This is a genomic window from Candidatus Margulisiibacteriota bacterium (assembly GCA_003242895.1).
GTDB lineage: Bacteria > Margulisbacteria > Riflemargulisbacteria > GWF2-39-127 > GWF2-39-127 > GWF2-39-127.
The window spans coordinates 14,244-37,711 of record QKMY01000019.1; the positions used below are offsets into that span (position 1 = coordinate 14,244).

A 23,468-nucleotide genomic window follows, 5' to 3' on the forward strand; every position below is an offset into this window, starting at 1 on the left:
GAGGCAAAGGGAGCTAAATGTGTTTCTCATTTTACTCTTAATTTTCAGAAGGAAAATAAGGAGAAAAAATGAGAAAGAATTACCTGACATTATTTTGTTTGTTTATCCTGATTATTTTTCCAGTCACGATTTTTGCCGATCAAATTCCTACTGCTAACCGGAGTCTGGTTTTTACTTCCGAACCAATGCTTGTCGTTGCCAGACGATTGCCTGAGCATGAGTTCAACAAAAAGCATCCTGCCTCAGAAATTACTGTCATTACAAAAAAAGAATTGAAAACCAACATTAAAAAAGTGCTTTCCAATACTCTGGATTGTTCTATTCAAAGCCAGGGTATCGGACTTAATCAGAATGTCTGTTTTCGCGGATTTTCCGATAAGGAAAATGTACTTGTTTTGCTCGATGGCGTAAAGCTCAACGATGCCCAAAATGCAACGGTGCTATGGGAAGCGATCCCCTTTGACAGTATCGAACATATTGAGATCGTCAAAGGTGCGAATGCGTTTATTTACGGCGAAGGTGCTTTGGCTGGCGCTATCAATATCGTGACAGGTAAAGCACCTAAGAGTTCCCTGCCATTTAATCTTCAAACTAATGTAACAGCCGGCAGGTATGGCTTGTCAAAGCAATACTATAATGTTGGACAACAGTTGGATATGCTAAATTGGCATATAGCTAAGTCTCTGGTTACAGGACGTAGTGCACGAAATAACTCCGATTATAACGATGATAGCTTAAATGCAGGGATAGAGGCCAAGATTAATCCATTTACTATGACAATATCACGCTATTATACTGGCGCAAACAGTGATTTGCCAGGGGCTCTTAATTTTCAGAAATATATTTCTGATCCAGAATTTTCTTCGTATGGAAGTACTAATAATTATCGTGAAAAACTATGGAAAACAGTTGTCAGCGGCAGGTTCGACATTGATCGAGGTCAAAATTTGAAAGTTCAATATGTTGCAAAACAGCGTTACCAGTCCAGTGATATCGGCTATGGTGCATATACCTATGACATTGGTTCTCAAGGGGTTGTTGCCGAGTATGCCGCTCCTATCGGGTTTGGTAAACTGCTTATCGGCGGGGAGTGTAATAATGACGATGTAAGCGTGAGAACATCTACCACAGCAACTAAGCGATCGATTTCTGCTTTGTATTTGAATGCTTCTATGCCGTTGAATGCCTCGCTTACTCTTAGCCTTGCAGGAAGATATGATTCGGCAGCCGTAAAATATACTAATCTCTGGGGCGGAAATGGTCTTGAGTCCGGGAAACGTGTCATGAACGGTCTTTCTCCATATTTTGGACTTAGTTACGTTCCTGAGATGAACCACCGATTCTATGCGAATTATTCCCGAAGCTTTAAAGTCCCGCCGCTTGAGGATTTTGGAGCCGTGCTTCCTCCGTACAAATCGAATTCCAGTATTGAACCGCAGCTTTCGCATAATAATGAGATTGGCTATCGCTATGCAGTCGAAGGGTTCAGTTCTGGGATTTCCTACTATTATATGTATTTGCCAAACGAGATCATATATAATCCTAGTTCCTGGTCTAATGAAAATTTTGAAACCGGCCACGCCGGAGAAATAGTTGATATTGAATTGAATGTATTGTCTCATTTAACAATGAAGCTGGGATATACCAGGGATCATGGATTAATACTTTCGGGAATGCAAAAAAATCATCATTTAGCTTATAATTATGAAAGTAAAATGCTGGCTTCCTTATCATACGAAATCGTCCCGCAATGGGTTTCAGTGTTTGAATATCATGCCTTTGGTCCCTATTATCCTATAAATGATCTGGATAATAAATATGAGCAGGGTGGCTATTCGTACTATAATTGCTCAACCTCCTATGATCTTGGATTGACTGAAATTTACGGTGGAATTGATAACATATTCAATACGAAGTACCCTGAATATATCTCGGTTAATGGTGTAAAACTTGATTACTATCCGGCGCCAGGGCGTGAGATCTACGCCGGGGTAAGGTTCAAGCTTTAGTTGATAAACATGAAAAACAATAGAGTCATTAAAATTTTATTCATAGTTTTTTTTCTTTTAATATCAGTTTCTTTTGCCGAGGCGAAAAACAGCCGTATTGTTTCTATGTCGCCGAATATTACTGAGATTATGTTTTTTCTGGGACAACAGAACCACCTTGTTGGGGTAACAGCTTCGGATGATTATCCCTGTGCAGCTAAGAATATCGATAAGATCGGAGATTTCTTTAATCCTTCGTTAGAAAAGATTATTGCTATGCAGCCGACTTATATTTTTTCGTGCAGTTCCAGCCGTCATCCGGTCTCCCTTCAGTTAGAGAAAATGGGTTATCCTATTACGGATTTTCGTGTTGATACTTTGGATGACATTTTTTCTATGATAAAAGATATTTCTCAACGGCTTGGAATTTCCTCTAACAACAAAATTGCGGTCTTGAAAGATAGAGTTAATAACGTGAAAAAGTTGCCTCATACTAAGACAAGGAAAGTTCTGATCCTTTTCTGGGATGATCCCCTGCAAACTGTTGGAAAACGATCTTTTATAAACGATATCGTTAAGGCTGCCGGAGGAAAGAATGTATTTGAGAATGTTGATAAAGATTATTTCCAGGTAAATGCGGAAGAAATATTCTCCAGAAAACCGGATACAGTCCTTATTGTTATGATGGATGGCAAGAGAAAAAAAATAGTTAATAATCAGGCATTACAGTCATACATAACGAAGAACCACGTGGTAGTTATTAATTCATTAAGCACGGACCTGTTTTTGAGAGCTGGTCCACGGGTTGTTGATGCTGTTGAACAACTATCCAGAAGATTTGAGACTAATGGAAAATAGCAAAAGATTTGTTCATTACATCATACTGCTTTGCTTGCTGTTACTGGTGATCGTAACTGTCGCGATGATTTCCGGTCCTGCCGGGATGGTCTTTTGTATTGATGACATTACCCAGAATATTATATTGTTCCAGGTGAGAATGCCAAGAATATTTTTGAGTATTATTGTTGGGTTTGCCCTCGGGTGCGGAGGGGTAGTATTCCAGTCTTTACTTCAGAATCCACTGGCTGAACCTTATGTTTTAGGGACTTCTGCGGGTGCAGCGGCAATGGCTGCACTGGGGATGGTGCTTGGTGTTTCTGCCGGGTTTTTTATTCTGTGGTTCGGGTTTGCGGGCGCACTGATCAGTATCTTGTTTGTGCTGGGTGTAGCCAGGATCGGAGGACGTTATCCTCTCTATCGTTTGATAGTATCGGGAATTATTGTTCATAGCTTTTTTTCGGCTATTCTTATGCTCCTGATTACCGGTTTTTCTTCTAAGACTTCGGGTGTTATGCTATGGCTTATGGGGAATCTGGCAAATAAACCGCTATCACTTGTTCTCGTTCTCGGAGCTATTGTTCTGATTTGTTTTGTAATAATTCAAGTAAAGTGGAAAGAGCTTAACCTCCTTGCGCTGGGAGATGATCATGCTCTTGCCAGTGGTGTGAATGTTGTCGGAAACAAAATTGTTTTCCTCACGCTGACTACGATAATGACGGGTGGCGTTGTTGCTGTTTCCGGCGTTATTGGTTTCGTGGGAATCATAGTTCCCCATATCATTCGGTTGCTGGTTGGGGCAAATCATAAATATTTATTACTGAGCGCTTCCCTTGGGGGGGCTTTGTTTTTACTTGTGGCCGATACTATTATCCGGTTATTTTTTGATGGGATTGATTTGCCGGTAGGTGTGATTACAGCGCTTGCCGGAGCTCCTTTTTTTATCTATCTGCTTTTCAGGCAGGGTAAGAAATTGTAATATCCAGTTTCTGGACAATGAAAAGTAATTTTATTAATAAGCGAAACAGGGATAGAGAATGACGGATTTATTGCTTCGGAATATAGAATGTCAATATGGCAGTAAGCGTGTGATCGAAAACTTTTCTTTCGAATTTAAGTCTGGCAAAATTACCTCGATACTAGGACCTAACGGGTCGGGTAAATCTACGCTGTTGAAGTCAATTCTTCGAATGATGCCTTTGTCGAAGGGCAGCATCTCATTGTTCGACAAAGACATCCGGTCATATACCCATCAAGAATTTGCACGAAATCTGGCGTATGTTCCACAGGCAGTTGGTGAAATGCCGGATTTTTCTGTAACTGATGTGGTTATGATGGGACGATACCCGTATAGTACTTTTTTTCGGTCAGATGTTAATCCCGTATTGCTTGATCAAGTAATGCAGCAAACCGGATGTAACCATCTCAGAGACAAGAAATGCAATGAGTTGTCCGGCGGAGAGCTACAGAAAGTTATTATTGCCAAAGCTTTGATGCAGCAACCAAAATTCTTGCTTCTTGATGAGCCAACATCTAACCTTGATATAACAAGTATTATCGCTGTTGGTAATATTATTAAGTCTATATCTGAAGGAATGGGGGTAGGAGTTGTCCTGGTCTCTCATGATATCAATTTTCTAGCTGCACTTTCTGATGAAATACTGTTGCTTGCCGGAGGAATTATCCAGGGATATGGGGCACCGGATATAGTTCTGAACGACGATAATTTAATGAGACTGTTTCGTGCGGATATTGAAGAATTAAGAGCATACACTTCTTTTGGTAAATATAAACTTTATTCTTAGCGTGCAACCCTGATTAAGGTTTTGGTTTTTACTCAAAGGTAATGCGACATCTGGTTTTCGAGTAATCGGGCAACTTCAGGAATAACCGGATTATTTGTTACGAATATATCAACAGCTTCTTGATGGATATTGTATGTAATGCCATTCTTTGGGGCTAAAATGTCATTCATTTCCGGTTGGCCAAGAATAGAGGACCGGATTCCTAGTACGGCCCCGAAAGGATTGTAGTCATCCAGGTTTTTGCCGGTAGAGACTTGTGTTTCCGCTCTATCTTTCCCCGGGATGATTATCCTGAGACCGTTTCGTAAATCACCTTTTCTGATTAGCTTTTCACCTTTTGAGACTTGAGTCGGAGTGGACTGAGTGGCAACCCAGGAATTCGCCGTAAAAGAATTAATCCCTTTAAAAAGATTCAGGTTAATCAACAGATTGTCTTTTCGCTGCCATTTCCAATCCAGAAGTTTTTTTGCGAGCCCTGTAATTGAGGAACCTTTTCCCAACAAATTAATGGACCGGTCAAGGTCAACTCGGATATAGGAGGACCTTCCTTTGGAGACAACGCTTGCCGTGCGTTTTCTATCACTAGTGTTTTCATATAAGGTTGCTTCTCCGAGGATAGTGCCGGGACAGAAACGCAGGCGTCTGAAATGGCCATTTTCCCGGGCAAGGCTGAGTTGGTCCATATTTCCATTTTCGATCCTTATATCATAAATCTCGGCGGTGCCGTTAATCAGGAAAAAGATATCTTGCGCTTCGTCACCTTTGCTCATGATAACTTCCTGGTCTTCATAGGTAACATAAGAGACTGATGATTCCCAGAGACTAATATCTCGATAGTCGAGAGATATACTTTTTAATACAGGAATAACATAGAGATTAAGTAAATCTTTAATCGCTATGCGAGCTTTCTGGTTTTCTTGCTTTTTAATTACCGAGTCAATTATTTCCCGGGAATGAGTGAGAGATTCGATAAAGCAATGCACAGAGCTAAATATTTCGCTTAAACCTTTTTCCAGAAGTAAAGCATCAGGGGTTCTGCTACTCTTGTCAGGGATGGCAGCCTGACTGGCCAGCATATAAATTGCCTTCAGTCCGGTGGTTATCACTTCAGGTATTGTTTTCCCGCTGCTTTCACAGAGATCAATGAGATAAAGGGAGAGATGGAAGAGTTTATGAGTAAGCTTTCTCGCGAAATGATATCTTGCCCAGTCCTCATTGTGGCTATCGCGGGGAGTTATGGAAAATCGGAGGTTTCTTTCCAGATCGCTCTGAATGTCCTGGGCCATCCAGTTAACGCATTGGAGTAAATACTCAGGGTTATGTATAACTGGTAACTCTCCAAAAAGTATTGGATGTTTATATATGTATTTATAGAAAATATTGAATATGGAGAAACCTTTTGTCTGGTTCATCCAGAACAAGTCGTAGCCATAAAGATTGTTGAGTCTGATTTCGAGTTCTTTCTCTGTGCCATCCCAGAGAATTTTTTTAGTAAATTTCTCATTGGGCGTAATTTTATGGTAGTCGATATCACCCTGAAAAACTACCGTTAGATCGATATCATCGTAATCCTTGAGCCATCCGGCACTACCAGTAAGGATGATGCTGTTTATCACAATATTATTATTGTAGCGCTCCATCATATCTCTTATAATCTGCGGGATTAATTCGTCTCTCAGCATTCTATACCGGGGTAGCAATGTATTCTGAGTGAAGTAAGGGTCGAGCTGTTCCAGCGCCCTGAAGTAAATATTGTTTGTTAGGTCATCATAAGGATTGAGGGTTATTTTTTCGGGATGGATGACCTGGCTAACCGTTAAGTCATTTTTTGCCAACCGATTGCTTTTTTCTTTAAACGCTATTAATTTGTTTATCATTTGCCTATACCTAATAGCAGTTTTTCTTCATATATTTATCGTAATAAAATGGCTAAGGTTTCAGAAAAATGGTAGATTATTTAGTCGATTGAGGCGTATAATGTGCTCAAGTCAGTTATTGATCCGGGTTAAATTATCTTTTGGTAGATGCGTTTTTTTTGATATACTAAAGGTAGATAACATAAAAAATTTATAAGGGAGTTTTTTAATGCGTAACATATTTTTAAAAATACTAGCGGCGGCCATAGCATTGTCCATTATGGGAATTTGCTTTGCTGATGAAGTAGTTATGAAGACAAGGCAGGATAAATACGGGAATATTGAGCAGTCATTTTATGAAAACGGGAAATGGTTAGCAACACAAATAACTGACGGTATCTCGGAGATTAATAGTACTGGCAAAATTCCTGATGGATTAGTGAGAGAATATTATCTCAATGGTAATTTAAAAATTCAAAAATACTATAAAAATGGTATCGAAGATGGTGAGTATATAGGATTCTATGAAAATGGCAAAGTTGAGTTCAAGGGACGCTTTAAACAGGGAACCAATGATGGTGTCTGTCTGGAGTATTATGAAAACGGAGTAGTCGCTGCCGAGATGAATTATAATAATGGCAATCTTAATGGTGATTGGAACGAATACTACGGAGATGGTTCAATAAAAACTAAAAAGACTTTTAAGGATGGGAAACAACATGGTATCTTCACTACTCACGATAAATCTGGCAGACTGGTAGATCATATGAGTTACGCCGATGGAAAGGTTCTTTTTGGAACTAGAAAAGAATACTATGAAAATGGATTAACTAAATACATGGATTCATACCGTAACGGGGTTAAGATAAGTCGTAGGGCATATGAAGAAAATGGCAATTTGAAATTTACTAAGAATTATTAGGTTTATTCTGTAATAATTTTTTTCTTTCTTTATATTTATATATCCAAATAACATCAAAAAATTGGTTTCGAATAGCTTTAGTATAAATTCGCATAATAATATGTGGTATTTAGCTGCATATTTCAATTTCCTATACTCTTCTATCGACGGCAAGTTGGTATTTTGCAACAGTACCAGGTAAAACAGAGTAGAAGTATGTGGCGTTTTGCAACCACAAAAGTCAGCCTCTTTTCTAATCCTCATTATTCCTGCATTTAAGCAATTGGCATAAAAATTGATAATCATCAGGCGGTGTTTATTTGGCAGCAATAATATTCGAATATGACTTGTACAGAAAAGAGGGCACAATGAAGCATAATAAACTATTGGTTATTCTTATCTTTCTTTTCTTTTTCTCTCCGCAGACTGGTTATTCGGCAGATATTTTCACTCCTTTAGTTAATGTTTTTAACGGTGTTTTAGAAGCTTTTGCGCGTACGAGCACGAGCAATCTTTCTCTTTTTTCGAAGGATATTTTAGAACAGGGGGTTTCTACCGATATTAAACTTGTAATTGGTAATTCGGCAGGCAGACCCATGCTAGATTGGTCGGGGTACTGGGAGGAATCCGGTTCAACATTAAACGAATATAGCATTTACCGGAGCACTAATCAGAAAGATTGGGAACTCGTAGGGAAAACAAAGTTACCTACTTATATTGATACGGCTATTTCTTTCTACACTAATTATTATAAAGTTATCGCTAATTATTCTGATCATAAGGTAGCTTCTAATGTTGCTCCTTTCAACCCAATGCAATCTATTTCCTTCAATTCGGTTCCTGCTGCAAAACAGCAGAGCTATGATAAAATGATCGAGGTGACCTATACCTTTGCTGATCCTACGTTTGAAATTACTAGTGATGGTTTTCAGGTTATGTCAGTTAATGGCTTGTATAATGAAGGCACAGTCGGCACTCCGATGCTTCCTTATCGAGCTGGCCATTTATTAATACCTGATGGGTATAAAGTAGCATCTATAGAATATGATAACCTTGATACTATTATCTACAAAGATAAGGTGTTAGCACCCCAGCAGCCGGCGATACCGATAAGCAGTACTGAGGACCAAAAGACCATTACTGTTAATGAATCGGTTTACAAAAGCAATACTCCAAATGTGAGTCTGAGCAGTCAGTCACCCCAACTTCTTTCCGGGTATGAAATACTACCGTTGCTTATTACTCCTGTTACTTATTATGCTAAGGATAAAAAGGTAATTTTTTCAAGAAAACTTAAGGTGACGGTAAACCTGGTTGCTGACCGATCGATTGGAATGAAAAATGTGTTACGCCCGTCATCAATAAAGCAGATCAATAATGCAAAAAAGATTGTTCAGGCGCTGATTGATAACAGGGATGCTCTGGAGAATGATACTCAATTAAAGATAAATTCCGTTCAAAAAAGGGCGGTTAGCAATACGTACGATCTTATTATTATTGCACCTCAAGGTTTTTCATCCGCTTACGCTCCGTTAATTACTTATAAACAGTCACTCGGAATGAAAGTTCTTTTCGTCTCGACAGAACAGATTTTTAGCAATCAAGCTGGAGTCGATAATGCCCAAAAAATAAAGAACTATATTAAATATGCGTACACTTCTTATGGTATTCAGTACGTTGTTTTAGGTGCGGATTCTGAATATGTACCAACCAGGAAGGTCCCTTCATATATTGGGGACTATGGCGGGCCTGATGATCAGAATATCAATACCGATATCTATTATGCATGTCTCGATGATGGGTGGGACCCGAATGGAAATAGAATATATGCAGAAAGAGGCGAGAACTATGACCGCTATTCTGAAGTATATGTTGGACGATTTCCCGCATCGAGCGCTACAGAAGTGACGAACATGGTAAACAAGACCATTCAGCTTTCATCGATGGACCCTCAAACCCCTTATATGAAAAAAACAGTTGTATTAGGTGAAAATCTAGATTCATATACATCCGGCAGTTCTTTTACAACTTATCTGTCCACAGCACTGGCAGCTAAGTTCAGCGTTACCAAATATGCCGATGATGTTAAATACTGGGGCGGATCTGATTTGGTATCATTGATAAACAGCAATAGTGCGCAATTCTATTCCCATATGGGGCATTCGAATCATGTTTATAATGCAAAACTGAACAATTCTAGTGTACAAAGTCTAAATAATAGCTTGCCTTTTATTTATTATACTGATGGGTGTTTTCCCAATTATTTTGTCTATAGTGATTCAATTAGTGAGGCATATCTGACCGGAGCGAAAGGTGCCGCTGCTTTTATCGGTAATACTCATTATGGTTGGTATTACCGGGGAGCAGGCGATGGGCCATCAGCCAGGTATCACAATGAATTCAATAAGGCGGTTGTTCAGAAGGATATCAAACAAATAAGCCGAGCAGCTGTAGCTTCACGCGAAGTAATGTTTCCATACTGGTCCGTAAACGATGGAAGTAACTGTTACCGGTTACTCTATTTTGCTATTAACGTGCTGGGCGATCCCTCACTAGAAATAGTTACGGATTTTACTGCCCGAAAAGGTGTTTCCATTGTCAGCGGTTTCGATCAATGGGAGAGGGGAACAATTTCGGTTCAGACGAGTGCTATTGGTGACAAACTAATCTCTCAATCACTTTATTACCGTATTGGCGATAACGATAGTTGGAAACAGCTTACAACTGTTAGCTCTTTGACCTTAGCCTATGAATTAGATACGACGGCTTATGGAGATATACAAAGCTTTCAATTAAAAGCCGTAGCTCAGTATCCTGATGGTAATTCTGATTCTCAAATAGCTTCCTTCGGCATCGATAATACGCCGCCGGTAACGTCAACTACAGTTCAAAACAAAACTTATAATACCGAGGTTTCCATAAATATTGTTTCTTTTGATGCCATGTCCGGCGTAGACAAGATATTTTTCAGTATCGGAGATATTGCCCAGCAAGAATATACAGATTCTCTGATCATTAGCCAGGGGGGGAATTACAATCTCTCTTTTTATTCTCTTGATAAAGCAGGAAATAAACAGAATACCGTAACCGTTAGTTTTACAATTGACAAGGAAGCCCGTCAGGGGTTTCCAATCCAGTTAACAGGCGCAATTTACGGAGTGCCGACCTACAAAGATATTGATGAAGACGGGAATGTTGAAATTGTTGTTCAGTCTAATGATGGAAAAGTATATATTTTCAATCACGATGGAACACCTTTTACCGGCTGGGAAAATGGAAAAGAGATAGGAGTTAAAGGTGCAGGGTCACCGGCAATTGCCGATGTCGATAATGACGGCAGGGATGAGATTATTGTTTTCGGGTCATTCGTAGGGATCAGCGTATATGAAATTGATGTGAGCCTTAAATGGAAGAATCTTGTTTCCGGGCTTTCTAACAATTCCAGTCCGGTAATCGCTGATATTAATAACGATGGCATTAAAGATATTCTTATTGCAACTGATGGCAAACTCTATGCGCTTGAGGGTATGAACGGTACTGTTATGGCCGGGTTCCCTGTGAATCTGTCTGGCGGTGCGAGCTTTGATATCTTCGGGACTCCCGCTGTTGGCGATATTGATGGTGACGGCGATCTGGAAATTGCTTTAGCATTTAGTACCGCTGATGTTAATCCGGTAACACATTTCCAGCTTTACCATCATAATGGAGTATTAATCTGGGATAAGACCACGCCTTCAGTCTGGATGACAGCATCTCCTGTAATGGGTGATATCAATAATGACGGCAAAGTCGAGATAATATTTGCCGGCGGACAAGAGCCTGCAATCTATGTATTCAATTCCCTAGGAAATCCTATTTCAGGATATCCTTTTAGGCTTGCTAGCGGACATTTCGCGTTAAGTCCGGTGCTCTCAGATATCGACAGCGATGGATATCTCGATATTATTATCCCTCATCTGGACCCGTCCGACAATAAATTATTTGCGGTTAACTATCGAGGACAAATCGTTCCTAACTTCCCGGTCCAAGTGAAAGCCGAATTAAGTTCGAGTGCTGTTATCGGCGATCTCGATGGGGATGGCAAACCTGATATCCTTGTTGGTGGGAACAGGAACCAACTTTATGCTTATACGCAGCAAGGAGCATTAGTCTCCGGGTTTCCCAAACAGTTGGGCAGTACTATGGGACTCAGTCCGGTCCTGGTTGATCTTGAGAATGACGGAAAAACAGATATCCTGTCCGGCGACTGGTCAGGAAAGATAAGTGCCTGGAGCACTAATGGCGTCTATGACAGTGATAACACCCAATGGTCGACTTTCCAGCATGATCCCTACCACACGGGGTTTTATCCGACGGTTTTTCTTGAGTCACCGGCAACGTATTATAGAACGAACGGGCAAGTATTGCTTAAAGTCAAAACCTTCAGTAATTACTCCTGGGTAAAGAAAATTGATTTTGAGTATAGCTTTAATTCTACCAACGGAATCAATGGAACGTGGCAACAGGCGGATGGTATTTATAATAGTCCGGTTGAGATGCTGTGGGATAGCCAACCAAAAGGAAATGAATCCGATGTATATGTCAGAGCACGTTCGATGACGATGGACAATGCTTATAGCAGCTATGTCTTTCGAAAGATATATATCGATAATAAGCCTGCTGCAAATGTCACAAACCTCAAGGTTACTGATCCCAGTGATAACGGAGAAAAGCTGCTCCTTAGCTGGACGAAATCTGCCGATGACGGGGCCGGTCGTAATGATCTGGTGAACTATTACCTGGTTGTTAATGACGGTGAGCAATCCGTTACTTTAGGGCGAGGGGTGACTTCGTATACGCTAGCCACTGACAAAATGCGAACTTATACCTTTTTTGTTAAGACTTTTGACGGCTTAAACTATAATCAATGTGAGAAAACAGGCCCGGTTACGCCTAAGGATGAGAACCCTCCCTATAAAGTTGGAAATGTTGTAGTGACCGATAATATAAAAGATAACGGCGGGGTTTTGGGGATTAGCTGGAACCATAGTCTTAGTTTCAATTGGACTGATCTGACAATCTCATACAAATTGTATCGATCTGAGCATGGCTTAGAGAATTGGTCGATGATAAGTAGTTGGCTGCGAGATAATAAATATACTGATTATTCGGCAACGGTTAATCAAGTATTTGACTACAAAGTAATTGTGACCGATAAAACTTATGATATCGCCTCCGATGTAGCAACCGGAAGTAGTAAGGATGACCTGGCCCCTGCGCTTCCTGTTAACTTCGGAGTTTATGATGTAGCTAAAGATAATGGTGAAGCTGTTATTGCTGCCTGGACTAAGTCTGCTGATGATGGTGCAGGTAGTAACGACTTGTCAAAGTATATTGTGTACATCGGGTCTACTGTCGTTGAACTTCCTCCGGGATCTACAACTTACACTTTAACAGGGACACAAAAAAATAAACCTTATACCTTTAGTCTGAAAACGGTAGATTATAACGGGAATCAAGCACAAACAATTCAGACTTCCTGTTATGCCAGGGATAATCGCCCACCTCAAGTTCCGACAATTACGGTTGCTGATGTTCTGAACGATGCCGGGGGGCAGGTGCAGATTAGTTATCCTCGATCTGCTGATGACGGCGGTGGCTCGAATGACCTTGTGAAATATGTCCTCTACCGAAAATTTTTGAATGATCTCGATGGGGTTTCGGTTTCGGAACAGGTAGCTGATGGTCATGAAAGCTATGCTGTTAAAGTGAACACTGTCGATACTGTAGTATATCAATTCCGGCTAGCTGTTACTGATGGCGAAAACTGGAGTTATGGTTCCTGGGTGGATGGGAGTTCAATTGATAATATTCCGCCAAAAGGCATTTCCAATTTTAAAGGAGAAGACAATCCCAGTGACAATGGTTATCAGATTAAGCTGACCTGGACGAAATCAGAAGATGATGGTGCCGGGGCCAAGGATGTTACCGGATATACTGTTTACAGGAAAGATGCCGGAGAGTGGATTGTGGTTGCAACCCTTTTGAAGGGAGTGACATCTTACATTGACTCTGGAGTGTCAAATAATGCTGTTTACCGATATAAAATAGAAACACGCGATAAATCATGTGTGACCACGACGGAATTGCCTTACGGTGTAATTCCTATCGATAATCTCCCTCCGGACGAGGTTAAAGATTTAACTGTTCAGGATAACCCGAATGACAATGGTGGGAAGACCGCTGTCACGTGGACAAAGAATACTGATGATACTATTAGTTATGTTATTTATAGAAATGATGAAATAATCGGCACTTTAAATGCTGTTAGCATTAATTATTTTGATAATGTTCCATTTGATAATGTCAGTTATTCTTATTATATTCTTGCATATGACGGAGTTAACTATTCCAAAGGTAAGCCCGTAATCGGATTTGCGAAAGACAACCTGGTTGTCCCTCCTACCTTACTTAAAGCCGAGGATGTTGCACAAGACAATGGTGGAATGCTCAAAGTTACCTGGATAGCGCCTGTTTCCGAACCTAATTTATCGAAATATTTTTTATACCGTAATAATCTGAAACTAACTATTTTAGATGCCGATGTGACGAGCTATATAGATACGGCAGCAACAAAGAATATTATTTTTTCATATTGTTTGAAATCGGTTGATAGGTTTGGAAATGAGGCATCGAGTAATGTGCTCCCTGGGCTGTCGCTTGATAATATTAATCCATATCCTATTGAGCTTTATGCGCAGGATAGGGCGGATGATAATGGCGAAAATATAGAGCTTAGTTGGAAGTTCGATAACTTTGAATCAGACGTAGTTTATACAATATTAAGAAACGGTGCTGTAATTTCTTCGTTTAACACTTATATGACGACATATACAGATAACTCTGTCGCTCCTAATATACTTAATTCTTATCTAATCAAAGCTGATGATGGGAAAAATGTGATTACCAGTAATGTTGTTCATATAAGTAGCATAGATAATATCGTACCTGATTTCAATAAACTTATTAAAGTTGAAGATAATTTTGGAGATAATGGGAAAATGCTTGTAATAAGCTGGGACCGTTCTAAAGCTTTGGACGTGAAGGGATATAAACTTTATAGAAGTCTGGATGGAAGTACCTTTGATATTCGTGTAACTTTAAACGGTGCTACTGCAAATACGGTAACGTATACCGATAACGTAGAGAACAATCATCTTTATTATTATAAGGTAGTCGTTTCCGATGGAACAAACGAGGTAGCCTCAAATATTGCTTCCGGTAAAGCAATCGATAATATCGCACCGGAAAAGGTTAAGAACCTTACAATTATCAATATCCAAGAGGAAAGTCAGGTAAGGAAGTTATTTCTTGCCTGGCAGGGCCCGGCAGAGGCTGGATTGAGCTATAGCCTGTATAAGAATGGACAGCTGTTGGCGGACAATCTGCTTGGTACTACTTATACAGATATGAATATTACTAAAGGAATTGTTTGCAATTATTACATCCTTAGTGATGATGGTACCTACAGAACGAAGTCCGATACCGTATCGGGAGTGTTGGTTGATCTGACAGGAAAAGACAAAGAAAACGATAACGGTAATTCTATTCAGCTAAGCTGGTCTTGTGAAAAAAGTGCAGAATATTCCACATACAACGTACGCCGAGAAGGTGCTCTGATTAAGACTTACAGGAGCAATTCAATGAGCTATATTGATGATACGGTAGATCCGAATAATGAGTATGTGTATGAGATAACCGCCGATGATGGAATATTGAAAATATTTAGTACAGCTGTCAAGGTAAAAGCTATTGATAATCTACCGCCGGATGTAAAGCCGTTGGCGGTAGCAGACAATCTCAACGACAACGGCGGAGTGCTCAATGTCACCTGGTCGAAATCTTCTGCTCCTGATATTAAAGGGTACAAAGTTTATGGTAGTTCGGATGGTATCAGCTTCGCTATGGTTGCGTCCTTTAATGCCGTTACGTTTAACCTTATATCCTATACTGATAACGTAACAAATAACAAGAAATATTACTACAAAATCCTTGTTTTTGATGGAACATATGATGTGGAGTCGAATGTTGCTTATGCGATGGCAGTTGATAATGTGGCACCTGAGACAGTAAAGGATTTTGTCGTTATTGATACGAGGAATGATAACGGCACTAGTCTGTCATTGTCATGGGAGAATCCTCCCGAAACAGGACTTAAGTATCAGCTATACCGTAACGGACAACTTCTGAAGGATGACCTCCGTGATACCGTCTATATCGATAACGGCCTCGTTAAAGGCAAGAGCTACAGTTATTGTATTGTCGCTGATGACTGTACATATAGAACAACGTCAAATACTATTACGGCGACTCCTCTCGATGATTATATTAATCCTGTTAAAGATGTCTCTGTATCGGATGTTCCGGACGATGAGGGATATGCGCTAAGACTGTCTTGGACTAATCCCGCAGATACTGATCTGAAGTCTATTGTTATCTGTCGAAATGGACAGATTATAACGCAACTGGAAAAAACTGCTATTAGTTATATTGATGCCGGGGTTCTTCCTTCGGTTAATTATCTCTATACCATAGAAGTGTCGGATATGGATAATAATCGTTCGCTCGTTTCTGTGAACGGGATCGCTATAGATAATACGGGACCTGAACCGGTAACAAAAATAGACGTAACAGATCCATATGATAACGGCGGAATACTTCAGATGTCTTGGATTAAGTCCGATAGCAAAGATGTTATCGGCTATGAGATATATAGAATGGAAAAAAATCCGGAGGATAAATATGGGCCCTGGAAAAAGATATCGACAATCATGGACAGAAATATCGAATGTTTCGAAGATAAAGGGCTTGATCTGCTTACGATTTATATATACAAGGTAAGGGTCTTTGATAGCCGTAATCAAGCTGATAGTAAACAAAGCGAACCTACCTTGCCAAAAGATGAGATTGTTCCTCAGCAAGTGGTCCTGAATGCAGTCGACAATCCGAATGATGAAGGTGGGGTCATCTATTTATACTGGACTGCCAGTGATCCTGATGTCGTAATATACCGTGTTATCAGGAATGGGCATGAAATCGGAAGTACTACTAATTTGAAGTATTATGATCTGGCCGTAGAAGGCAAGTATGAAGTTATTGCTGAAGACAGGGCAGGTAACCAATCGAAATCTAATCCGACAAATCGGGTTTGTGCATATCGTAATATTCCAGTGGTTACGGTTGAAGATGTCGCTCCTGACAATGGTTCTCAGCTCAAGTTATTCTGGGCATGCGAAGATCCTGCATTTTCTGCTGTAACTATTATGAGGAAGACATCGTACGATGATAGTAGTAAGATTATTAAATATCTTTCTAATACTGATCACCAATATATTGATAATAAGGTGAATAGAGATACAACGTATATTTATGAATTAACTTATACTAATAGTTCAGGACCGCATACTATTCAGTTACCTCCGGTGACACCTAAAGACGAAATTACTCCTGATCAAATAAACGATCTTCGTGCCGAGTATGTTTTAGGTACCGGAGGTAAGACTATAAAATTGACCTGGTCAAAAGTAGTTGATACAAAAATAAGCTCACTTGGGGTTTATAGAAGTTCAGGTTCAATAAATCAGTGGCAAAGAATCGCAGTCTGTAGTTCAGCACTTGTCGAGTATCTGGATGCAGCTTCACAGCCATCCGTAACTTATAACTATAAAATCGAGAGCTTTTCGAACCTCGCATCAACTGCAAGTAATATTGTAAGTGTTAAATCGTATGATGATACGCCCCCGCCAGCTCCTGAAGTTATCGATGTTCCAAATGATCGAGGTACCCAACTGAAAGTAATCTGGCCTGTTTTAGGTGTCGATAAGATTAACAAAACATCTGGTTTGATGAATGAGTGGATTAAAGTTTCTTCAGTGAGTACTGCTGCGATCGTTTCAAATCTCAATTCAGATACCGATTACAGATTCAGTTATACTGTTAATCGAGATGGACACGAAATCGAAAGTGTATTTTCGGGAGTGGTAAGACCAAAAATTGATATCTATATTTCTGCGCCTGTCACGAACTTTTTAGTAACCGACGTTTCTCCTGATAATGGTGATAATGCAATCCTGACCTGGGTAAAATCTGCTGATGACGGTAATGGGTTTAACGATATTTCTTTTTATATCGTTTACCGGAATAATGAGCGAATTGCTACCCTTAATAAGGGAGACACAACGTACATTGCCAACAAATTAACCCCGGGATGGGTTAATACGGCAGGTTATCGATTCAAGGTCGCAGCATTAAATTCTTCTGGCAGGGAAGCTTTTTCTCCTGAGCGTTCCATTATTCCTCAGGATGAAAAGCCACCCAAAACACCTGTTAATTTCCATTTTGCTACTACTACCGTGAAGAACGAACTTTGGTTGCAATGGGATAAAAACTCGGATGATACCAAAGGCTATTATGTTTATAAAAATGGAGAAAAATACAGGGTGCTTACTAGCGGTGATTCTTTATCGATAGATACGGGTTTAAGCTATAACGTTACTTATTCATATCAAGTTAGTGCCTTTGACAACGCAGGAAATGAATCTTTTAAAACTAATGTTATTTCAAAGATGTTTTTCCATACTGCTATGCTCAGTCCAGGGATTAACCTGATTTCAGTTCCTTATATCGTAACAGAGCTGTCAATGAGTGATTGCATTCGAGACCCTCAACTCATTGTATATAACTGGAACGGCAAAAAATATTCTATAGGAAATGAGCCTTTCACTCCTGCGAATTCATGTTTTGTCAAAGTACAGAATGCGGTTGAAGTGAAGCTTAATAATCCGAAAAAGCTAACTCAAGATTATACCTTGAAAATCGCTAAGGGTTGGAATCTTATTTCAGATCCATTCTTCATTGCACTTCCCTGTTCAGCAATAAAAATAAAAGATAGCACAGTAGTATATAGCTGGGCGGATGCGGTTAAAGCTCGCATTATTGCTTCAAAACTCTTTGGCCTTAATGAGGCTCATGACGATTACAAAGAGATAACTGTGCTCAATCCATTTGAAGGTGCATGGATTAAGGCCTTTAAAGATATCGAACTGATTTTTCCCTATTCTACAGAATGGACTTCACTTAGCACGTTAGCTAATCAGGGTTATTCGACGAGTAAGACTAATGGCTGGGTGGTAACTATTAAAGTGCAAGGGAAGAGTTTTGAGTTGGGTCAGAGCGATGATGCGGTGGATGGCTATGATTATCATGATAGTTTGATACCGCCTCAGATTGCTGGATTTAACAAAGAAGCTCTCTCTTTTTATGAAGAACAAAGTAGTTGGGGAGAATATTCAGGATACTATAAAGCAGATATAAAAAAGAAAGACAGCACCTGGAAGATGATCGTTGAGAATGCAGGTGTTCCAGTTATTCCTGTTATGATTGAAGGATTGAATTCTCTTCCTAAGTCCAAGACACTAATCGTTACTGACAGAAACGGAAATATAGTACCTTTGAATGGCAACTCTTTTAGTTTAGCCGGTGAGGGGGGCTTTACGGTGTTCACTATTCAGGTATTAGATTCCAGCGATTTCTTCGAAATAAGCGGACTTGTCAATTATCCGAATCCCTGTAATATCAATAAAACCGATGTTAAGGTCAAGTTTAACTCAAACAAGACGGGTGCCGGTGATATTAAGATTTACAGTGTGACTGGAAAAGAGATATATAAAAATGATTTCAACTTTGTCGTGGGGGACAACATAATTAGATGGGATGGAAGTACTCATAGCAGGGAACGAGTTGCTTCAGGCGTGTATTTCTATCTCATTGATGCTAGAAGTGTTGATGGAAGTTCCTTTAAGAAGAAAGAAAAGATAGCAATCTGGAATAACTAAACCCGAAAATACGATGTCTTTTTCTGTGCCGTAAATTGCTACATGTAGCAATAAAAATCTCAATATTCACGTTAAAATAGATCAGAGGTGTTGCATGTTGCAACACCTCTGTTTTTTTGTCTCAGACCTTTACAGAATAAAGGATTCATTAGTTGGTATGAAAATTGGTATATGTACTGCGGGGAGTGCAAATATGAAAATATATCTATTATTCATTTTCATTATTTCCTTTTTAGCAACTAATGCAAATGCTAATGTTATCGGCAATGATTTCCTTTCTGCAGATACTGGGGTCAGGGCATTGGCGATGGGGTCTGCATACACTGCGGTAGCCAATGATTCCAACTCGATATTTTATAATGCAGCCGGATTAGGAGAGATAAAGAGTGCAGCACTTTTGACTTCTTATGGTAACGTGTTTGGCATGGCAAGTAAGACGCATGCTTCCCTCGTAGTTCCAGTAGGAGGAGGGGCAATAGGCATCGGTTACATAGGGTTAAAGGTAAGGGACATTGTTCGGACTGACGATGCCGGAACAGTTCAGGGTAGTTTCAGTTATGGAGATACTGCTTATCTCTTAGGTTATGGATTGAACACTGGGGTCGATTGGTTATCCCTTGGAATCGTTGGGAAGTACCTTGTAAAAGAGTGTAATGGAAACGTGAAAAGAGGACTTGGTATTGATATTTCATCATTAATAATTACAGATATAATGAATATAGGCATATCGATCCACGACATCAATAAAACAGCGATAGGAAATGATGTTTATTCAAGTAGGATCAGAGCTGGCATGGCTATCAAGCCTATGAAGAATGTTATTGTCAGTACGGATTACTATGAGGGATCAATGTCCTATGGAGCAGAGGTTTCGGTAATTCAAGAAGTGAGCTTTCAGGTTGGTTATGTGAATGATATGGTTACTATGGGCTGCGGCTTATCCGTCGATAGTATAAAGATAAATGTAGCCTATAGCAAACATGACCTGGGGGACAGCTTGAAAGCTGAGATTGGATTTTAGCTAAAGGAGATTTTTCCGTGAATCTAATATATAAGAAGAAAATGTCGATAATTATTTTTTTTATTTTTCTTGCGGCAGTGTTTCTGCTGGGTGGCTGCAAACAAGTTACCACTGACACGAATGGGGCAATTTATGGTTCTGTGCTATTGAAGGATCAAGTAGATCATAGTGGTGTTGTGGTGACTGCCAGGAGTGGAAATGCTATAAAACAGGGCTTAACGGAAACCTCCGGTATGTATGTTATCAGTGGCTTAACCGTTGGAACTTATGAAGTGAGTGTTTCTAAAAACGCCTGGTATATTGCGGAAAATGATCAAGCAACGAAATCTGTTGTTATTACCGAGGGAGAAAGTGTCATGAATGTTACTTTTAATCTTGAGAGTGATTTAGTGCCACCGGCAATTCCTTAGTGACGCTGAGACAATACTATTATTTGATGTATAGGCCTTCGCTTCGCAACACACTGTCCGTTTGGTCGATAGCTATAGCATAAGAAAGCTTGAGATCGGTACCCGAGGTGTCGATTAGTGGGTTTGTCATTACTCCTGCAATCAGGCCGGAATGAATGTTGATAGCCGGTGACCCAACTAAGCCTAAAGAATAAGGAGTATCTAACTGAAGGATTTTTTTAGCATTCTTGAGAAGGTATTTCGCGCTGATAATTGTTTTGATAATTGATGGTACATAGATACTTTCACGTCCAAAAGGAAATCCGATGCATGAGATACTGGAACCACATTGCAGGTCTTCAGTGGAATCAAATAATTTAAGAGGGACTGACAGGTCGGTTGGCTCCGCTGTCTTTAATAAGGCTAAACCGTTTTCTTCGTCGTATTGCTGAAGTGACACGGGGATTGTTGTTATGTTTTCGTCAATGATGTTTGAGAAGCTTTTGTTGCTGTGCGGGATATTAATATACAATTCGTCAGAAGGGGCAACAATGTTTGACGAAGTAATAATGTATCCGCGTGCCGTGATAAAAAAGCCTGAACCCAGAAAATCATAGCTGTTCCCGCTGGTTTTTTTCATTATTACTGCGCATATTCCTGCATATCTTGAATAAATATCTTTTAACATTTTCAAATCTCCAAAAAACTCGAAAACTATTTTTCTTTATAGGTGATTATATAGTCTTCACCTTCCCATTCGTAATTATCAGAATCAATCCGCCACAAAAAAGTGATTTTTATTTCCTTTGATTTATCAGGTCCGGATAGCAAGACCCCAGATTCTTCGTGATCTTTTTTTGTAAGTGGTACATCTTTGATTGTTAGATCAAACGTGTTGTCAGGGTGTATCTCGATAATTCTTGTCATTCCGCCCAGTTTAGTTTGGATCCATATATCCTGATCCGGAGCGACTGTTAAATGCTTTTTTTGTCTTAGCGTGTCTATGTTAATGTTCTTGATCAGCGGGTGAGTCGATATTGTTTTCCAGCGTGCGAAACTTTTTTTGGTTTCTTTGCATATTGACGAAATAATGCTAAGTTTTTGATGAATTTCTGGGAGAGCTATGCTGGGAAATCTGTACGACCAGTTATGGTCACCGACAGTCCCTGGCGTGTTGATCCTTGCCTCTTCAATATTTTCACCGATAATACCCGGAATAGTTCCGAGAATATCCTGAAGCGGGAGTATGATGAAAAGGGCTGGTGTCCCAATAATAAATTTATTGAGTAATTTCTTATGGAGGGAATTGTTAAAATGAAGGTTTTCTTCGGGGTTTATTCCCAGTAAACAACAAAACTCTATTTTTTCATGTGAAGGAAGTTTTTCCCAGAGACCCTGTAATGTGTAGGAATCGTGAGTGCTTGTGCTGACGAGCGATATCGGTTCAAAAACCTCGGTAGGTTTTTTGTGTTCCATTATCATTACCTTGTAGCCTGGTATACCCAATTCGGAGAGTACTTTTCGGACTATTGGCGGGACTGTGCCGAGATCCTCGGCAATAGGAAGCATGGTAGAGCTGTGAAGCAGCATCTGGAGCATTTTTTTTCCATGCTGCTCCCAGGTTGTCTTGTCTCTTGGTAAGTAGTAGCCATCTTTAGCCAGGGTTTCTTCAGGAATTACCCATATACGAAACAGACCTAGTACGTGATCGATTCTATAGATATCAAAGAAGTTTTCGGCGTAGTGCAGACGCTCTTCCCACCATATGAATTTATCTGATTCGATATTTTTCCATTTATATACGGGCAATCCCCAATCTTGCCCCTCTTCAGCATAAAAATCAGGAGGAGCACCGGCTTTGAGTTTGGTATCGAAATATTCGGGATGTTGCCAGACATCGGCGCTTTCTTTGCCTACAAGGAGAGGTATATCTCCTTTAATAAGAATTTTGTTTTCTTGTGCGTAGTTATGGATGTCGCTGCATTGTTGAAATAATATCCATTGGATATATGCATAGAAATCCATTTCATATCCATCGCTAACTTGGAACTGGTTATAGAGATTTTCGCTATAGATTTGGATTTCCTGAGGCCAGTCTATTATTGCAATCCAATTATATTTTTCTTTTAATAGCTTGAATAAGGTATAAGATTTTAGCCAGAATAAGTTATTCTGATAAAATGCAATAAAAGAATCCTTTTTGGGACTATTTGTATCTAACAGAAAATGGTCATATGCCCACTGTAGTAAAAATGTTTTCAGTGTTCGGCTTTCATTGTAATTAACTCTTTTGTTCTGGCTTATTTTTTTGTATAATCCGGATATTTCAATGTCGGAGTTAATAGCTTCCTCTATATTTGTAATGTTTTGGGCAGCAAAAGCTTTTTCGATATCAGCATAAAGAGGATTCAAGGCAAAGGCGCTTATTGCGCCGAACGGGCTGTTATCATGGGGCGACGTTTCGTTTATCGGCAGAAGCTGTATAACTTCCAGTGAGTATGCTTTGCATAAATCAATGAATTCTTTCAGACTGGCAAAATCGCCAATACCGAAATCCATGGTTTTTTCGCTTTTTAACGAGAAAAGGGGGATTGCGGTACCTATTCTTTTCTGGAAACTTATCTTGTCCCAGTGTGTTTTTGTATGATGCGGGACATGCAGTTGTAAAAGATGTTCTTCGGTTCTCATAATGACCTCATTCAAAGATTTTTGAATCTTATTTGTTTTTAGAATATTAAATATTTTTTGACATTCTTATTATAACAATTTTAGAGCTAATAATAAATATAACAGAATAA

Annotated in this window: 11 protein-coding genes; 8 read left to right on the plus strand and 3 right to left on the minus strand. The window is 39.6% G+C overall.

Features of this window, described 5'->3' with window-relative positions:
- Positions 1-68 precede the first annotated feature (68 nt).
- Genes DKM50_01710 through DKM50_01725 form a run of 4 tightly spaced genes read left to right on the plus strand, consistent with a single transcriptional unit; the run spans position 69 to position 4,630 of the window.
- Positions 69-2,009 (plus strand): hypothetical protein, encoded by a 1,941-nt coding sequence (locus DKM50_01710; GenBank protein ID PZM83619.1) that lies wholly within the window; start codon positions 69-71, stop codon positions 2,007-2,009.
- Positions 2,010-2,846 (plus strand): hypothetical protein, encoded by an 837-nt coding sequence (locus tag DKM50_01715; GenBank protein PZM83620.1) that lies wholly within the window; start codon positions 2,010-2,012, stop codon positions 2,844-2,846.
- Positions 2,800-3,804, plus strand: a complete 1,005-nt coding sequence (locus DKM50_01720; GenBank protein PZM83621.1) for an iron ABC transporter permease — start codon at positions 2,800-2,802, stop codon at positions 3,802-3,804. The genes DKM50_01715 and DKM50_01720 overlap by 47 nt, the downstream gene beginning before the upstream one ends.
- 58 nt (positions 3,805-3,862) lie before the next feature.
- Positions 3,863-4,630 (plus strand): ABC transporter ATP-binding protein, encoded by a 768-nt coding sequence (locus DKM50_01725; GenBank protein PZM83622.1) that lies wholly within the window; start codon positions 3,863-3,865, stop codon positions 4,628-4,630.
- Between the two features lie 32 nt (positions 4,631-4,662).
- On the opposite strand, the gene DKM50_01730 is transcribed toward DKM50_01725, so the two are convergent.
- Positions 4,663-6,507, minus strand: coding sequence for a hypothetical protein (locus tag DKM50_01730; GenBank protein PZM83623.1), 1,845 nt, complete (start codon positions 6,505-6,507; stop codon positions 4,663-4,665).
- A gap of 208 nt (positions 6,508-6,715) precedes the next feature.
- Between DKM50_01730 and DKM50_01735 the strand changes: the two genes are divergently transcribed.
- From DKM50_01735 to DKM50_01750, 4 genes are all read left to right on the plus strand, one after another.
- Positions 6,716-7,408 (plus strand): hypothetical protein, encoded by a 693-nt coding sequence (locus DKM50_01735; protein ID PZM83624.1) that lies wholly within the window; start codon positions 6,716-6,718, stop codon positions 7,406-7,408.
- 347 nt (positions 7,409-7,755) lie between these two features.
- On the plus strand, positions 7,756-19,260 hold the full coding sequence (locus DKM50_01740; protein PZM83625.1) for a hypothetical protein: 11,505 nt from the start codon (positions 7,756-7,758) through the stop codon (positions 19,258-19,260).
- Positions 19,261-19,354: 94 nt separating this feature from the next.
- The gene (locus DKM50_01745) at positions 19,355-20,281 is read left to right on the plus strand and encodes a hypothetical protein (GenBank protein ID PZM83626.1); all 927 of its coding nucleotides are present in this window, start codon (positions 19,355-19,357) and stop codon (positions 20,279-20,281) included.
- A gap of 17 nt (positions 20,282-20,298) precedes the next feature.
- The gene (locus DKM50_01750) at positions 20,299-20,691 is read left to right on the plus strand and encodes a hypothetical protein (protein PZM83627.1); all 393 of its coding nucleotides are present in this window, start codon (positions 20,299-20,301) and stop codon (positions 20,689-20,691) included.
- Positions 20,692-20,710: 19 nt separating this feature from the next.
- On the opposite strand, the gene DKM50_01755 is transcribed toward DKM50_01750, so the two are convergent.
- Positions 20,711-21,358: a hypothetical protein gene (locus DKM50_01755; protein PZM83628.1), complete on the minus strand. Its 648-nt coding sequence runs from the start codon at positions 21,356-21,358 to the stop codon at positions 20,711-20,713.
- Positions 21,359-21,384: 26 nt separating this feature from the next.
- The gene (gene malQ, locus DKM50_01760) at positions 21,385-23,358 is read right to left on the minus strand and encodes a 4-alpha-glucanotransferase (GenBank protein PZM83629.1); all 1,974 of its coding nucleotides are present in this window, start codon (positions 23,356-23,358) and stop codon (positions 21,385-21,387) included.
- Between the last annotated feature and the right edge of the window lie 110 nt (positions 23,359-23,468).

Coding starts and splice junctions, on each gene's coding strand:
- DKM50_01730 (PZM83623.1), bottom strand. CDS start 6,507: ATGATAAACAAATTAATAGCGTTTAAAGAAAAAAGCAATCGGTTGGCA.
- malQ (PZM83629.1), bottom strand. CDS start 23,358: ATGAGAACCGAAGAACATCTTTTACAACTGCATGTCCCGCATCATACA.
- DKM50_01740 (PZM83625.1), top strand. CDS start 7,756: ATGAAGCATAATAAACTATTGGTTATTCTTATCTTTCTTTTCTTTTTC.
- DKM50_01720 (PZM83621.1), top strand. CDS start 2,800: ATGCTGTTGAACAACTATCCAGAAGATTTGAGACTAATGGAAAATAGC.
- DKM50_01755 (PZM83628.1), bottom strand. CDS start 21,358: ATGTTAAAAGATATTTATTCAAGATATGCAGGAATATGCGCAGTAATA.
- DKM50_01745 (PZM83626.1), top strand. CDS start 19,355: ATGTTGCAACACCTCTGTTTTTTTGTCTCAGACCTTTACAGAATAAAG.
- DKM50_01710 (PZM83619.1), top strand. CDS start 69: ATGAGAAAGAATTACCTGACATTATTTTGTTTGTTTATCCTGATTATT.
- DKM50_01725 (PZM83622.1), top strand. CDS start 3,863: ATGACGGATTTATTGCTTCGGAATATAGAATGTCAATATGGCAGTAAG.
- DKM50_01735 (PZM83624.1), top strand. CDS start 6,716: ATGCGTAACATATTTTTAAAAATACTAGCGGCGGCCATAGCATTGTCC.